11 protein-coding genes are annotated in these 13978 nt (G+C 55.1%); all 11 read right to left on the bottom strand.

The features are described from left to right. Nucleotides 1-50: 50 nt before the first annotated feature. Nucleotides 51-1508 (bottom strand): NADH-quinone oxidoreductase subunit NuoN, encoded by a 1458-nt coding sequence (nuoN, locus tag CMR03_RS04285; RefSeq protein ID WP_063880289.1) that lies wholly within the window; start codon nucleotides 1506-1508, stop codon nucleotides 51-53. Nucleotides 1509-1514: 6 nt separating this feature from the next. After that, nucleotides 1515-3035 carry an NADH-quinone oxidoreductase subunit M gene (nuoM, locus tag CMR03_RS04290; protein ID WP_063880290.1) on the bottom strand — a complete coding sequence of 507 codons (1521 nt, stop codon included), beginning with the start codon at nucleotides 3033-3035 and terminating at the stop codon, nucleotides 1515-1517. A 208-nt stretch (nucleotides 3036-3243) separates the two neighbouring features. Further along, on the bottom strand, nucleotides 3244-5079 hold the full coding sequence (gene nuoL, locus CMR03_RS04295) for an NADH-quinone oxidoreductase subunit L (RefSeq protein ID WP_063880291.1): 1836 nt from the start codon (nucleotides 5077-5079) through the stop codon (nucleotides 3244-3246). Continuing rightward, the gene (gene nuoK, locus CMR03_RS04300) at nucleotides 5076-5378 is read right to left on the bottom strand and encodes an NADH-quinone oxidoreductase subunit NuoK (RefSeq protein ID WP_013026506.1); all 303 of its coding nucleotides are present in this window, start codon (nucleotides 5376-5378) and stop codon (nucleotides 5076-5078) included. The genes nuoL and nuoK overlap by 4 nt, the downstream gene beginning before the upstream one ends. Further along, nucleotides 5375-5926 carry an NADH-quinone oxidoreductase subunit J gene (nuoJ, locus tag CMR03_RS04305; RefSeq protein WP_063880292.1) on the bottom strand — a complete coding sequence of 184 codons (552 nt, stop codon included), beginning with the start codon at nucleotides 5924-5926 and terminating at the stop codon, nucleotides 5375-5377. The genes nuoK and nuoJ overlap by 4 nt, the downstream gene beginning before the upstream one ends. Nucleotides 5927-5936: 10 nt before the next feature. Continuing rightward, nucleotides 5937-6479, bottom strand: coding sequence for an NADH-quinone oxidoreductase subunit NuoI (nuoI, locus tag CMR03_RS04310; RefSeq protein WP_006120020.1), 543 nt, complete (start codon nucleotides 6477-6479; stop codon nucleotides 5937-5939). An 11-nt stretch (nucleotides 6480-6490) separates the two neighbouring features. Further along, entirely contained in the window at nucleotides 6491-7468 is a 978-nt protein-coding gene (gene nuoH, locus CMR03_RS04315) for an NADH-quinone oxidoreductase subunit NuoH (RefSeq protein ID WP_096010880.1), read from the bottom strand. Beyond that, the gene (nuoG, locus tag CMR03_RS04320; protein ID WP_063880294.1) at nucleotides 7465-10188 is read right to left on the bottom strand and encodes an NADH-quinone oxidoreductase subunit NuoG; all 2724 of its coding nucleotides are present in this window, start codon (nucleotides 10186-10188) and stop codon (nucleotides 7465-7467) included. The genes nuoH and nuoG overlap by 4 nt, the downstream gene beginning before the upstream one ends. Before the next feature lie 111 nt (nucleotides 10189-10299). Continuing rightward, on the bottom strand, nucleotides 10300-11640 hold the full coding sequence (gene nuoF / locus CMR03_RS04325; protein ID WP_172823930.1) for an NADH-quinone oxidoreductase subunit NuoF: 1341 nt from the start codon (nucleotides 11638-11640) through the stop codon (nucleotides 10300-10302). 2 nt (nucleotides 11641-11642) lie between these two features. Further along, nucleotides 11643-12158 (bottom strand): NADH-quinone oxidoreductase subunit NuoE, encoded by a 516-nt coding sequence (nuoE, locus tag CMR03_RS04330; protein ID WP_013026512.1) that lies wholly within the window; start codon nucleotides 12156-12158, stop codon nucleotides 11643-11645. A gap of 2 nt (nucleotides 12159-12160) precedes the next feature. Continuing rightward, on the bottom strand, nucleotides 12161-13960 hold the full coding sequence (gene nuoC, locus CMR03_RS04335) for an NADH-quinone oxidoreductase subunit C/D (RefSeq protein WP_096010881.1): 1800 nt from the start codon (nucleotides 13958-13960) through the stop codon (nucleotides 12161-12163). Between the last annotated feature and the right edge of the window lie 18 nt (nucleotides 13961-13978).

Raw genomic sequence — 13978 nt, forward strand, 5'->3', positions numbered from 1 at the left:
AGGCAAAAAAAATCAGGCCCGGAGGCCTGATTCAGTGTAACGGCGTAAACTTACATCAGCGGCTGGGCCATTTGTACCAGTCTGATTAGCGGCTGTGGATAAACACCCAACAGCAGCACCAGAATCGCAGAAATCAGCACCACAACACCACCGGCAGTGAAAGCCCAGTTCGCTGGCGTATCGCGGCTCAGCAGTTCTGGTGGACTGAGGTACAGACTGACGGTAACGCGCAGATAGTAATACAGGCCAATCGCACTACCGACCACGACCGCACCGGTCAGCCACCACAGGTGGGCACTGACGCCTGAGGCAATAACGTAGAACTTACCGATAAAGCCCAGCGTCATTGGAATACCGGCCAGTGACAGCATCATTACGGTCATTACCGCAGACAGAATCGGACGATGCCAGAACAGACCACGGTAGGAGTAGAGTGAATCGGCGTCCGGACCACGATACGGGCTCGACATCAGGCTCACGACACCAAACGCACCCAGGCTGCTGAACAGATAACCCGCCAGGTAAACCCCAGAGGTTTCCAGCGACAGCTGATGATCTTTAACCGCAATCAGCGCGACCAGCAGGTAACCCAAATGGGCGATAGACGAGTAACCCAGCAGACGCTTGATGTTGCTCTGCGAAATCGCCATCAGGTTACCGAACAGGATGGAAACAAAGGCGATAATGCCCAGTACCGTCCGCACGGCTTCGCTGTCCGTGACCGGCGCGTACATGAACAGACGCATGACAACACCAAAAATGGCAATTTTACTGGCGGTTGCCAGGAAGGTTGACACAGGTGCAGGCGCGCCTTGATACACGTCTGGCGTCCACAGGTGGAACGGCACCAGCGACAGCTTAAAGCCCAGACCGATAATCAGCATCCCCAGGCCCACTAGCAACAGCGGTTCCTGAATCATGCTGTCAGTGAGGCTTTTGCCCAGGCTGACAAAGCCCAGGTTGCCGGAGTCAGCATAAATCAGCGCGATACCAAACAGCAGGAAAGACGATGCTGCCGCCGACAAGATGGTGTATTTCAGGGCCGCTTCCAGAGAACGTTTCTGGCGGAATGCGTAACCAATCAACCCAAACAGCGGCAGAGACAGCAGCTCAATACCAATAAACAGCGACGCAAGGTGGTTAGAGGCTGACAGCACAATACCGCCCAGCGCGGCAATCAATACCAGCAGATAGAACTCGTCCTTGTTATCCGGGAATGTTGCCAGCCACGGATAGGCGAAGGTACAGGTTGCCAGGCTGGCCAGCATCACCAGTGCGGTATAGAACATCGAATAAGCGTCGACGCGCAGCAGCGGCGTGACGTCCATCGCCCCGACATGGCCCACAAAGTAGAGTGACAGCAGAGCCAGGTTCAGGCCAACCACCGTTAGCGTGGCGTTAACAAAGTGGTTGCGTCGCCAGGCAATGGACAGCATCACAACCACCACCGTCAATCCGACGATTAACAGCGGCAGCAACGCGATCAATTGTTGAGGAGTTATTGTCATGGCGAATTACGGCCTTGTAGTTGAAATTGAAGCGGTAAACCACTGCTGAATATTGCTCATTGCAGCATGTGAGGTATCCAGAATCGGCTGTGGATAAATACCCAGCAGCACCAGCAGAACCACGAGCACGCCAATGGTCATGAATTCACGTGCCGACATGCCCGGCAGTGGATCTTTAGATTTCGCTTCACCGTAATAGGCACGCTGCATCATTACCAGCGAATAAACCGAAGCGAAAACCAGACCAAAGGTCGCAATCACAATAATGACAGGGACGATCTGGAAGCTGCCGGTGAGGATCATAAACTCACCCACGAAGTTACCGGTGCCCGGCATCCCCAGGTTGGCGACAGCAAAGAACAGTGATAAACCCGGAATCCATTTGATACGCGACCACAGACCGCCCATCTGACGCATATCACGCGTGTGCAGGCGCTCATACAACTGTCCACACAGGATGAACAGTGCCGCCGCCGACAAACCGTGCGCAATCATCTGTACCACTGCGCCCTGCATAGCCAGCTGGCTACCGGTGTAAATCGCAATCAGCACAAAGCCCATGTGTGAAATCGACGTGTAAGCAATCAGTCGTTTAATATCAGTCTGCGAGAACGCCATCCATGCGCCGTAGAAGATACCGATAATACCTAACCACATCGCGACAGGTGCAAACTCAGCCGAGGCGTTGGGAAACAGCGGCAGGCTGAAGCGCAGCAAACCATAGGCTGCGGTTTTCAGCAGAATACCCGCCAGGTCCACTGAACCGGCTGTCGGTGCCTGACTGTGCGCATCAGGCAGCCAGCCGTGCAGTGGCACCACCGGCATTTTCACCGCAAACGCGATAAAGAAGCCCAGCATCAGCAGATATTCAACGGTGTGCGACATTGGCGTTTTCAACAACTGTTCGTAGTTGAAGGTCCAGACGCCGGTAGCGTTGTAATGAACAAACACCAGCGCCAGAATCGCAATCAGCATCACCAGACCTGACGCCTGGGTATAAATAAAGAATTTGGTGGCGGCGGTGATACGTGTCTTACCGTCCGATGCCTTATGTCCCCACAGTGCAATGAGGAAGTACATCGGCACCAGCATCATTTCCCAGAAGAAGAAGAACAGGAACATGTCGATGGCAAGGAACACACCGATAACGCCGCCCAGAATCCACATCAGGTTAAGATGGAAGAACCCCTGATACTTCTCGATCTCGTTCCATGAACACAGCACCGCCATCAGGCCGAGCAGTCCAGTCAGCACCACCATTAACAGCGAAAGGCCATCAAGCGCTAAATGGAAATTAATGCCGAAACGAGGAATCCAGGGTACTGAGAAGCTCGATTGCCACTGCGGAATACCCGCTGCCTGCGTCAGTGAATAGCCACCCTGCAACCAGAGCTGCAGTGAAAGCGCCAACGTCAGCCCCATGGTGATCAGGGCAATCCAGCGTGGCACCTTCGCGCCGAAGCGCTCGGTGAGCCAGCAGATAAAACCACCGAAGAAGGGTATGAAAATTAGCCAAGGTAATAACACGGCATACTTCCCTTTTTTTTGTCCTGGCTCGGGCTATCTCACTTGCCCGTTTCGCCCCCGGCAGTGCTCGCATCCTCACGTACTTCAGTACGCTCCGGTTGCTGTGCGCTGGCGGTGGCGAAACGGACTGCGCCGATTACGCCCTTACATCAGACAATCTTTGACATTCTTAATGGGTAAGTTTTCACACCTACCCGCTCATCAATCTTTAAATTACCAGCAACAGGGCCAGAACCACGACGGCACCCACGCTCATCGACGCCACGTACCAGCGCAGATAACCGTTTTCACTCACCACCAGACCTTTATTGGCGATACGTGAAAGCAACGCAGGCAGGTTCATCAAGCCGTTAAGCGGATCGCGTTTCAACAGCCACGCAATGCCCAGGTAAGGTTTGACAAACACTTTATCGTAGAGCCAGTCGAAGCCCCAGGCGGCGAACCACCAGGTGCCGAAGAACCGGCCCGGGCCGCTATTGGCGATGCGGGTAACCAGTTGACGCTTGCCCAGCCAGAGCGCGGCAGCAATAACGATGCCGGCAACGGCGACCAGACCAGAAGCGATCTCCAGCGTCACTTTACCGTTTTCACCAAACTCATTAGCCGGTAAAACACCCGCCAGCGGTGGGGTAATTAATGCGCCAATAAAGGTGGAGAGCACCAGCAGTACAATCAGCGGCAGATGATGGGTAATGCCTTTACCCGCATGAGCATGAATTTTCTCTTCGCCGTGGAACACGATGAAGATCATGCGGAAGGTATAGATTGAGGTCAGGAACGCCCCCACCAGACCCGCAACCATCAGGTTAAGATGACCGTTAGCCAGCGCACCAAACAGGATTTCATCTTTACTGTAGAATCCTGCGGTAATCAGCGGCAGTGCCGCCAGCGCCGCGCCGCCGACCAGGAAGCAGGTATAAACCAGCGGGATACTTTTACGCAGTCCGCCCATCTTAAAGATGTTCTGCTCGTGGTGGCAGGCCAGAATAACCGAACCTGAAGAGAGGAACAGTAAGGCTTTAAAGAAGGCGTGAGTCATCAGGTGGAAAATCGCGGCATCCCACGCCTGTACGCCCAGCGCCAGGAACATATAGCCAATCTGGCTCATGGTGGAGTAAGCGAGAACACGTTTGATGTCCGTCTGCACCAGCGCGGCAAAACCGGCAAGCACCAGGGTAATGGCACCGATAATGCCGACCAGATGCAGCACTTCAGGCGTCAGCAGGAACAGGCCATGTGTGCGGGCAATCAGGTACACACCCGCCGTCACCATGGTCGCGGCGTGAATCAGTGCCGATACCGGTGTTGGACCTGCCATTGCATCCGCCAGCCAGGTCTGTAAAGGCAACTGGGCAGATTTACCGACCGCACCGCCTAACAGCATCAGGGTCGCCCACTGCAGCATGTGATTGTCGGCGGCAAAGTGTGCCGGTGCCAGTTCAACCATTTCGCGGAAGTTGAGCGTACCCAGTTCGTTGTAAAGAATGAACAGGGCAAAAGCCAGAAACACATCGCCGACGCGCGTGATGATAAAAGCTTTCATCGCCGCTTTGCCGTTTTCTGGATTGCTGTAGTAGAAGCCAATCAGTAAGTAGGAGCACAACCCTACCCCTTCCCAGCCCAGATACATCAGCATCAGGTTATCCGCCAGCACCAGAACCACCATGCTGGCGATAAACAGGTTGGTATAGGCGAAGAAGCGGGAATAGCCCTCTTCGCCACGCATGTACCAGGAGGCGAACATATGGATCAGGAAACCGACGCCGGTGACCACCGACAGCATGGTCAGTGACAGGCCATCCAGGGTCAGATTGACCTGGATGTTAAAATTGCCCACGTGAATCCAGGTCCACAGCGCCTGAGTGAAGACCTGCTGCCCGTTAGCAAAGAAGTCGAAGCCAACAAAAACGGTCGTCAGTGCGGCTAACCCCACCGATCCCATTCCCACAGCAGCCGATAAATTCTCTGACCAGCGACCACGGGAAAACGCTAACAGCAAAAAGCCGATTAGCGGAAACAAGACAGTTAAATAGAGAAGATTCATCCGCGCATCTCGCTCACAATATCAATGTTCAGCGTCTGACGACGACGATAGAGCTGAAGCAGCAGGGCCAGACCAATACTGGCTTCCGCTGCGGCGAGGCTGATTGCCAGAATATACATCACCTGACCATCGGCCTGTCCCCAGTAGCTGCCCGCGACGACCAGTGCCAGGGCCGCAGCGTTGATCATGATTTCAAGGCTGATCAGCATAAACAGCAGGTTACGGCGCAGTACCAGCGAGGTCAGTCCAAGGACGAACAGCACCGCGGCCAGAATCAATCCATGTTGTAACGGAATCATGCTTGCTCCTTATTCGCCTGCGCGGCTTCGTTTGAACGGTTGCTCAGCACTTCACCCTGACGCTCTTCGCGTCCCAGATGGAAGGCCACCACCAGACCGGCCAGCAGCAGCATTGACGCCAGTTCAACCGCCAGGACATAAGGGCCAAACAGGCTAATACCGACCGCTTTTGCGTCGATGATTTTACCGTCAATGCCCTGGTCATGCGCTGTCATGATGGCGTAAATCATGACCGCTAGCAGCAGAAACGAAACCAGTCCGGGACCAATCCACAATGACGGGCTCAGCCATTCGCGTTCCTGTTTTTCAGTGGCTTTGCCCAGATTGAGCATCATCACGACGAACACGAACAGCACCATAATGGCACCGGCATAAACGATGATTTCCAGCGCACCGGCAAAATAGGCACCCAGGGAGAAAAAGACGCCAGCCACCGATAACAGCGAAACGATCAGGTACAGCAACGCATGTACCGGATTAGTGTGGGTGATAACGCGTAACGTCGTCACTACCGCCACCAGTCCGCAAAGATAAAACGCAAATTCCATGCCTTGCTCCTTAAGGTAATAAGCCTTTGACGTCGATGGGTTTCGCTTCGTTTTCAGCGTCACCTTTATCTTTACCGTCAATCGCCATACCTGCCATGCGGTAGAAGTTGTATTCCGGATATTTACCCGGCCCCGAGATCAGCAGGTCTTCTTTCTCATACACCAGATCCTGACGCTTGAACTCGCCCAGTTCGAAATCCGGCGTCAGCTGGATAGCGGTGGTTGGGCAGGCCTCTTCACACAGACCGCAGAAAATGCAGCGTGAGAAGTTAATGCGGAAGAACTCTGGATACCAGCGACCGTCTTTTGTTTCGGCCTTTTGCAGTGAAATACAGCCTACCGGGCAGGCTACTGCACAAAGGTTACAGGCAACGCAACGCTCTGCCCCGTCGGGATCGCGGGTCAGTACAATACGACCACGATAGCGTGGTGGCAGGTAGACCGGCTCTTCCGGATACATCTGGGTTTCGCGTTTCGCGAAGGCATGCATGCCTATCATCCAGATACTGCGCACTGTCGTGCCGAAGCCTACGACAATATCTTTTAATGTCATTTGTTTACCCCTTACTGCGCTGTATACAGAATGACTGCGGCGGTTGCCAGCAGGTTCAACAGCGTCAACGGCAGACACACTTTCCAGCCGAACGACAGCACCTGGTCATAGCGTGGACGCGGAAGCGCAGCACGAATCAGGATGAACATCATCATAAAGAACGCCGTTTTCAGGGCGAACCAGATGAATGGCGGCAGGAAAGGCCCATGCCAGCCACCGAAGAACAGCGTAACAATCAGCGCTGAAACGGTGGTAATCGCAACGTATTCGCCCACAAAGAACAGGCCAAACTTCATACCGGCATATTCAATGTGGTAACCGTCGGCCAGTTCTTGCTCAGCTTCTGGCTGGTCAAACGGATGACGGTGGCACACTGCGACGCCCGCAATACAGAAGGTCAGAAAACCAAAGAACTGCGGGATGATGTTCCACAGGTGCGTCTGGCTGTTGACGATATCGGTCATATTGAACGAGCCCGCCTGCGCCACTACGCCCATCAGCGACAGCCCCAGGAACACTTCATAACTCAGCGTCTGGGCAGAAGCACGCATGGCACCTAACAGCGAGTATTTGTTGTTACTCGACCAGCCAGCAAACAACACCGCATAGACCGCCAGGCCTGCCATCATCAGGAAGAACAGTAACCCGATGTTCAGGTCAGTGACGACCCAGGTCGGTGATACCGGTACGATGGCAAACGCCAGCAGCAGTGACACAAAAGCAATCACCGGCGCCAGGGTAAAGATAAAGCGGTCTGTAAAGGGGGGAACCCAGTCCTCTTTAAAGAACATCTTGATCATGTCAGCAACCAGCTGCAAGGAGCCGCCCCAGCCCACGCGGTTTGGTCCGTAGCGGTTCTGGAACAGGCCAAGCAAACGACGCTCGGCGAAGCTCATAAACGCACCACAGCCCACGACAACCAGCAGAATCACCAGCGCTTTACCCACGGCGATCAGAATGTCGATAACACCCGGAGTTAACCAGCTCATTGCGCCGCCTCCTGCAGAGAATCAATTTTTGCATTCGCCAGGAATGGCGGCACGCCTGGCAGACCGAGTGGAAGGCCCACCTGCCCTGCCTGCAGCGAAGAAGAGAAGCGCACAGGCAAGCGGACGGTTTCACCGGCACAGGTTAATTCCACGGATGCGCCGCTGTTCACGCCCAGCTTAGCCGCATCATCCGGGTTCAGCACCAGGGTCGGTGCCGACATACGCTGTTGGATTACCGGCGCACGCTGCGTCATCTCTTCACTACCAAACAACTGGTAGTAAGGGGCGACACGGAACTGACCGGTGGTAGCATAAGCACCTGGTACGCTGCTGAACCAGGCTAACTGCGCCTCGCTGGCTTCAAACAGGCGAACGCCGGGATCGCCGTGACGCAGTTTGCCGCCCACTTCATCCTGAAATTTGTTCCATGCCTGAGGTGAGTTCCAGCCGGGTGCCCAGGCAAACGGAATCTGCGAACGCGGTGCGCTTGGCTGGTTGTTCCCTTCCATAGAGAAGGCAAACATGGTGTCCTGATCCTGTGGCTGACGCGGCTCATGCACGCTGATATTAGCGCGCGCGGCGGTACGCCCACTGGCACGGTGCGGTGAACGCGCCAGTTTCTGACCACGAATACGGAAGCTGGCATCCGGTGCAGCTTCTTTAATGCCTTTAAGCTGTGGCAGGCTGGCGACCACGGCATCAATAACATGATCGAGCTGCGTCCAGTCAACGTGACGGCTTTCCAGCGCGCTGTGCAGTGAATGCAGCCAGCGCCAGCTTTCAAGCATCACGATGCTGTTGTCGTAATAGGCAGGATCGTAGACCTGGAAGAAACGCTGTGCGCGGCCTTCATGGTTAATCGAGGTGCCGTCACTTTCTGCGAAGCTGGCAGCGGAAAGAACCAGTCCGGCTTTTTCCAGTGTGGCGGTGCGTTGATGATCAACCACGATCACATTAGCGGCATGATTCAGCGCGGCATCGACCTGCGCTTTTGGCGCATGACGATAAAGATCGTTTTCCAGCACGACGACCGCATCGGCTTCGCCGCTTTGCAGCTGCTCCAGCGCGTGGTCCAGGGTATGTCCGCCCATCAGGCCCAGTCCCATGCTGTTCGCATGGCTTGCCATTAAGGTGATACCCACCTCTGCGCCGCGTGCTTTAAGCGCTTTCGCCACGTTTGCTGCGGCTTCAATCATGGCGCTGCTGCCGGAGTGGACGCCGGAGATAATCAGGGGCTTTCTCGCACCCGCCAGAGCCTGTACCACCACATCCAGCTTGCCGTTCAGCGCAGGGTCGAAATCGCTTACGGCCGGGGCGGTTTCGTCCAGCGCATTGGCGATGGCAAACCCAAGACGCGCCTGATCTTCCACTGGGGCACGGTAGCTCCATGCGGCAATATCATCGAGACGCGTTTCATCGACGTTGGTAACAAAGAGTGGATGCTTAGCGTGCTGACCGATATTCATGATGGCCGCGATTTGCCAGTCTGCGACTTTCTGCGCAGCGGCCATTTCACGGGCCTTGCCTTTCACCGCCTGGCGAACAGACAGGGCAACGCGCGCGCCGACCTGCGTCAGGTCTTCACCCAACACCAGCACCGCGTCATAGCTTTCAATTTCGCGCAGCGACGGCGTATAAATCCCACCTTCGCGCAGCACTTTTAACAGCAGCTCAAGGCGCTCCTGCTCACCCGCAGGCATACCGGTAGAGAAGTTTTCGGCCCCGACCAGTTCACGCAGCGCAAAGTTACTCTCGATGCTGGCGCGCGGTGAGCCAATACCAATCACGCGTTTCGCCTGACGCAGAACGTCAGCACCGACGTTCACCGCCTGCTCTGCATTCAACGTTACGCGGTCGCTGCCACGTAACTGCACCGGATGATGAGGACGATCTTTCAGGTTCACATAACCGTAACCAAAGCGACCACGGTCACACAGGAAATAGTGGTTAACGCTGCCGTTATAACGGTTTTCTATGCGGCGCAGTTCACCATAGCGCTCACCCGGGCTGGTGTTACAACCTACGCTGCACTGCTGGCAGATGCTTGGCGCGAACTGCATATCCCATTTACGGTTATAGCGTTCAGAGTGGGTTTTATCGGTGAAGACGCCGGTTGGGCAGATTTCGACAAGGTTACCGGAAAACTCGCTTTCCAGCGTGCCGTCTTCCGGGCGGCCGAAGTAAACGTTGTCATGGGCACCATAAACGCCCAGATCGGTGCCATCAGCATAATCTTTGTAGTAACGCACGCAGCGATAGCAGGCAATACAGCGGTTCATTTCATGCGAAATGAACGGGCCAAGATCCTGATTGCGATGGGTGCGTTTGGTAAAGCGATAGCGACGGAAGCTGTGGCCGGTCATCACCGTCATATCCTGCAGATGACAGTTACCGCCCTCTTCACATACCGGACAGTCGTGCGGGTGGTTCGTCATCAACCACTCGACCACGCTTTCACGGAACTCTTTCGCTTCGCCATCATCAATAGAGATGAAGGTGCCATCAGACGCCGGCGTCATACAGGACATGACAAGGCGGCCGCGGGTATCTTCAGCGTTCTGGAATTGCTTTACCGCACACTGGCGGCAGGCACCCACGCTTCCCAGCGCCGGATGCCAGCAAAAATAAGGAATATCAAGGCCCAGAGACAGACATGCCTGTAGCAGGTTGTCCGCTCCGTTCACATCATATTCTTTACCGTCTACATGGATTGTAGCCATAGTGACATGCTTCCGTAAGGCTCGTCATAAACGAGCGTTAATCAAATTCTTGTCCCTGCACACTGCAGCAGGAACGGCGGCACAGGGCCAGCTCCCGTGGATAACGGCGAATTACCAGCGCGCTTTCAGCAGGTTTGGCTGAATACCACCGATAGCTCGGGTATTACCAAACACCTGCGGCGCGATGCCGGCTTCAAACTCTTCACGGAAATATTTAATGGCGCTTTGCAGCGGTTCGACGGCACCAGGTGCGTGAGCACAGAAGGTTTTGCCCGGGCCGAGCTGGCGGCAAAGCTGCTCCAGGGTTTCGATATCCCCCGGCTGGCCTTTTTTCTGCTCCAACGCGCGCAGGATCTTCACGCTCCACGGCAAACCGTCACGGCATGGCGTACACCAGCCGCAGGATTCGCGAGCAAAGAACTCTTCCAGGTTGCGCACCAGTGAAACCATATTGATTTCATGGTCGACGGCCATAGCCAGGGCAGTACCCAGGCGGCTGCCTGCTTTACCGATACTGGCGAACTCCATCGGCAGATCCAGGTGCTGATCGGTCAGGAAGTCTGTTCCTGCACCGCCCGGCTGCCAGGCTTTGAAGCGCAGGCCATCGCGCATGCCGCCCGCATAGTCTTCAAGAATTTCTCGGGCAGTGATACCAAACGGCAGCTCCCAGACGCCGGGGTTTTTTACCCGACCTGAGAAGCCCATCAGTTTCGTACCGGCATCATCGCTCTTTGACAGGCCCTGATACCATTCAACCCCATTGGCCAGAATAGCTGGCACGTTTGACAGCGTTTCAACGTTGTTGACGCAGGTCGGTTTACCCCAGACGCCCGCGCTCGCCGGGAAAGGTGGCTTAGAACGTGGGTTAGCACGACGCCCTTCCAGCGAGTTAATCAAGGCCGTTTCTTCACCACAAATATAGCGGCCGGCACCGGTGTGCACGATGAGTTCGAAATCGAACCCTGAGCCCAAGATATTTTTACCCAGTAAACCGGCTTCAGTGGCTTCGGCGATAGCGCGGCGCAGGTGCACCGCAGCTTCAATGTATTCGCCACGCAGGAAGATATAGCCACGGTAAGCTTTCAGGGCAAACGCACTGATCAGCATGCCTTCCACCAGCTGATGAGGCATTTGCTCCATCAACAGGCGGTCTTTATAGGTGCCCGGCTCCATCTCATCGGCGTTACACAGCAGGTAACGGATGTTCATGGATTCGTCTTTCGGCATCAGGCTCCACTTCAAACCGGTAGAGAAGCCTGCACCGCCGCGTCCCTTCAGGCCGGAATCTTTCACCAGCGCCACGATCTCATCCGGTGCCATGCCTTTCAGGGCTTTTTCTGCACCGGCATAACCGTTTTTACTGCGATACTCATCCAGCCAAACGGGCTGCTGATCGTCACGCATGCGCCAGGTCAGGGGATGGGTTTCTGCAGTACGAATGATCTGTTTAATTGTCATTGATACTGCTCCAGCAAAGAGGCGATGCCTTCCGGCGTCAGATGAACGTGCGTATCTTCATCCACCATCATGGTTGGGCCTTTATCGCAGTTACCCAGGCAGCAGGTTGGCAGCAACGTAAAGCGACCATCGGTTGTCGTCTGACCCGGCTTGATATTCAGGTTTTCTTCCAGTGCTGCCTGAATTCCCTGAAAACCCGTAATGTGGCATACCACGCTGTCGCAATAGCGGATCACATGGCGGCCAACCGGCTGACGGAAAATCTGGCTATAGAAAGTGGCAACACCTTCTACGTCGCTGGCAGGAATACCTAACACGTCTGCAATGGCGTGAATTGCGCCGTCGGGTACCCAGCCGCGTTGCTTCTGCACGATTTTCAGCGCTTCAATTGACGCGGCGCGTGCATCTTCGTAATGGTGTTTTTCGTGCTCAATCGCATGGTGCTCTTCCGCACTCAGCACGAAGACCTCGTTGGGGTCGATCGTTTTAATAGCAATGTGTTGATCGTGCATAATTAGCGGTCCACGTCTGACATAACAAAGTCGATACTACCGAGGTACACGATTAAATCGGATACCAGGCTGCCACGGATTACCGAAGGAATCTGTTGCAGATGCGGGAAGCTCGGCGTACGCACACGTGTGCGATAGCTCATCGTGCTGCCATCGCTGGTCAGGTAGTAACTGTTAATCCCTTTGGTCGCCTCAATCATCTGGAAGGATTCATTGGCCGGCATAACCGGGCCCCATGACACCTGCAGGAAGTGAGTGATCAGGGTTTCAATGTGCTGCAGCGTGCGCTCTTTTGGCGGCGGCGTGGTCAGCGGATGATCCGCTTTAAACGGCCCTGCCGGCATGTTGTTCAGGCACTGCTCAAGAATACGCAGCGACTGCCACATCTCTTCCATTTTCAGCTGCACGCGCGTGTAGGCATCACTGATGCCGGCACCCACGGGCACGTCGAAGTCGAAGTTTTCATAGCCTGAATATGGCCGCCATTTACGCACGTCAAAATCAAGACCGGTCGCGCGCAGAGCCGCACCTGTGGTGCCCCATGCCAGCGCTTCTTCCATATTGTAGGCCGCCACACCTTGTGAACGACCCATCAGTACCGTGTTGCGCAGCGCCGCTTTGTCATACTCTTTCAGGCGCTTCGGCATCCAGTCCAGGAAGTCACGCAGCAGGCGTTCCCAGCCATTCGGCAGGTCGTGTGCCACACCGCCAATACGGAACCAGGCCGGGTGCATACGGAAACCGGTAATCGCCTCAACCACGTCATAGATTTTCTGGCGGTCGGTAAAGGCAAAGAACACCGGTGTCATGGCACCGACGTCCTGAATAAAGGTGGAGATGTACAGCAGGTGACTGTTAATGCGGAACAGCTCGGAGAGCATAACGCGAATCACATTAACGCGGTCAGGGACAACGATACCGGCCAGTTTTTCTACCGCCAGTACGTAAGGCATTTCGTTGACGCAGCCACCGAGGTACTCGATACGGTCGGTGTAAGGAATGTAGCTGTGCCAGGACTGACGCTCGCCCATCTTCTCCGCACCACGGTGGTGATAACCAATGTCCGGGACGCAGTCGACGATCTCTTCACCATCCAGCTGCAAAATGATGCGGAAAGCACCGTGCGCGGAGGGGTGGTTTGGACCGAGGTTGAGGAACATAAAGTCTTCATTGGCGGTGCTGCGTTTCATGCCCCAGTCTTCAGGCTTGAACGTCAACGCTTCCATTTCCAGATCTTCTTTCTGCTTCGTCAGCGTAAAAGGATCGAACTCGGTCGCGCGCGCGGGATAATCCTTACGCAGCGGATGCCCTTCCCAGGTCTGCGGCATCATAATGCGCGTCAGATGCGGGTGACCATCAAAGGTGATGCCAAACATCTCCCAGGTTTCGCGCTCGTACCAGTTGGCATTGGCGAAAATAGTGGTGATGGTCGGCACATGCATATCGTTTTCAGATAAAGCCACCTTGAGCATGATGTCGCGATTGCGTTCAATCGACAGCAGGTGGTAGAAAACGGAAAAATCCGCGTCAGGTAAACCTGCGCGGTGGGTACGTAAACGTTCGTCCATGCCGTGCAGGTCATAGAGCATGACGTACGGCTTAGGTAATTTACGCAGGAATGTAATGATTTCCAGCAGCTGTTCACGCTTTATCCACACCACCGGAATACCGGTGCGGGTGGCCTGAACGGTAAAGGCATCCGGCCCAAAACGATTACGCAGCTCGCCAATCACCGGATCATCCAGGTGATCGCGGGTTTGCCATAGTGGCTGAGCGAGATCTTGCGTGGTCAAATCTGTCATACGTTACTCACCATTCCG

Source organism: Pantoea allii (assembly GCF_002307475.1).
Taxonomy (GTDB): Bacteria; Pseudomonadota; Gammaproteobacteria; order Enterobacterales; family Enterobacteriaceae; genus Pantoea; species Pantoea allii.

What these genes read in the sequence shown, in the direction of transcription:
- nuoG (WP_063880294.1), bottom strand. Translation starts at nt 10,188, where the DNA reads ATGGCTACAATCCATGTAGACGGTAAAGAATATGATGTGAACGGAGCG.
- nuoJ (WP_063880292.1), bottom strand. Translation starts at nt 5,926, where the DNA reads ATGGAATTTGCGTTTTATCTTTGCGGACTGGTGGCGGTAGTGACGACG.
- nuoK (WP_013026506.1), bottom strand. Translation starts at nt 5,378, where the DNA reads ATGATTCCGTTACAACATGGATTGATTCTGGCCGCGGTGCTGTTCGTC.
- nuoI (WP_006120020.1), bottom strand. Translation starts at nt 6,479, where the DNA reads ATGACATTAAAAGATATTGTCGTAGGCTTCGGCACGACAGTGCGCAGT.
- nuoL (WP_063880291.1), bottom strand. Translation starts at nt 5,079, where the DNA reads ATGAATCTTCTCTATTTAACTGTCTTGTTTCCGCTAATCGGCTTTTTG.
- nuoH (WP_096010880.1), bottom strand. Translation starts at nt 7,468, where the DNA reads ATGAGCTGGTTAACTCCGGGTGTTATCGACATTCTGATCGCCGTGGGT.
- nuoC (WP_096010881.1), bottom strand. Translation starts at nt 13,960, where the DNA reads ATGACAGATTTGACCACGCAAGATCTCGCTCAGCCACTATGGCAAACC.
- nuoN (WP_063880289.1), bottom strand. Translation starts at nt 1,508, where the DNA reads ATGACAATAACTCCTCAACAATTGATCGCGTTGCTGCCGCTGTTAATC.
- nuoE (WP_013026512.1), bottom strand. Translation starts at nt 12,158, where the DNA reads ATGCACGATCAACACATTGCTATTAAAACGATCGACCCCAACGAGGTC.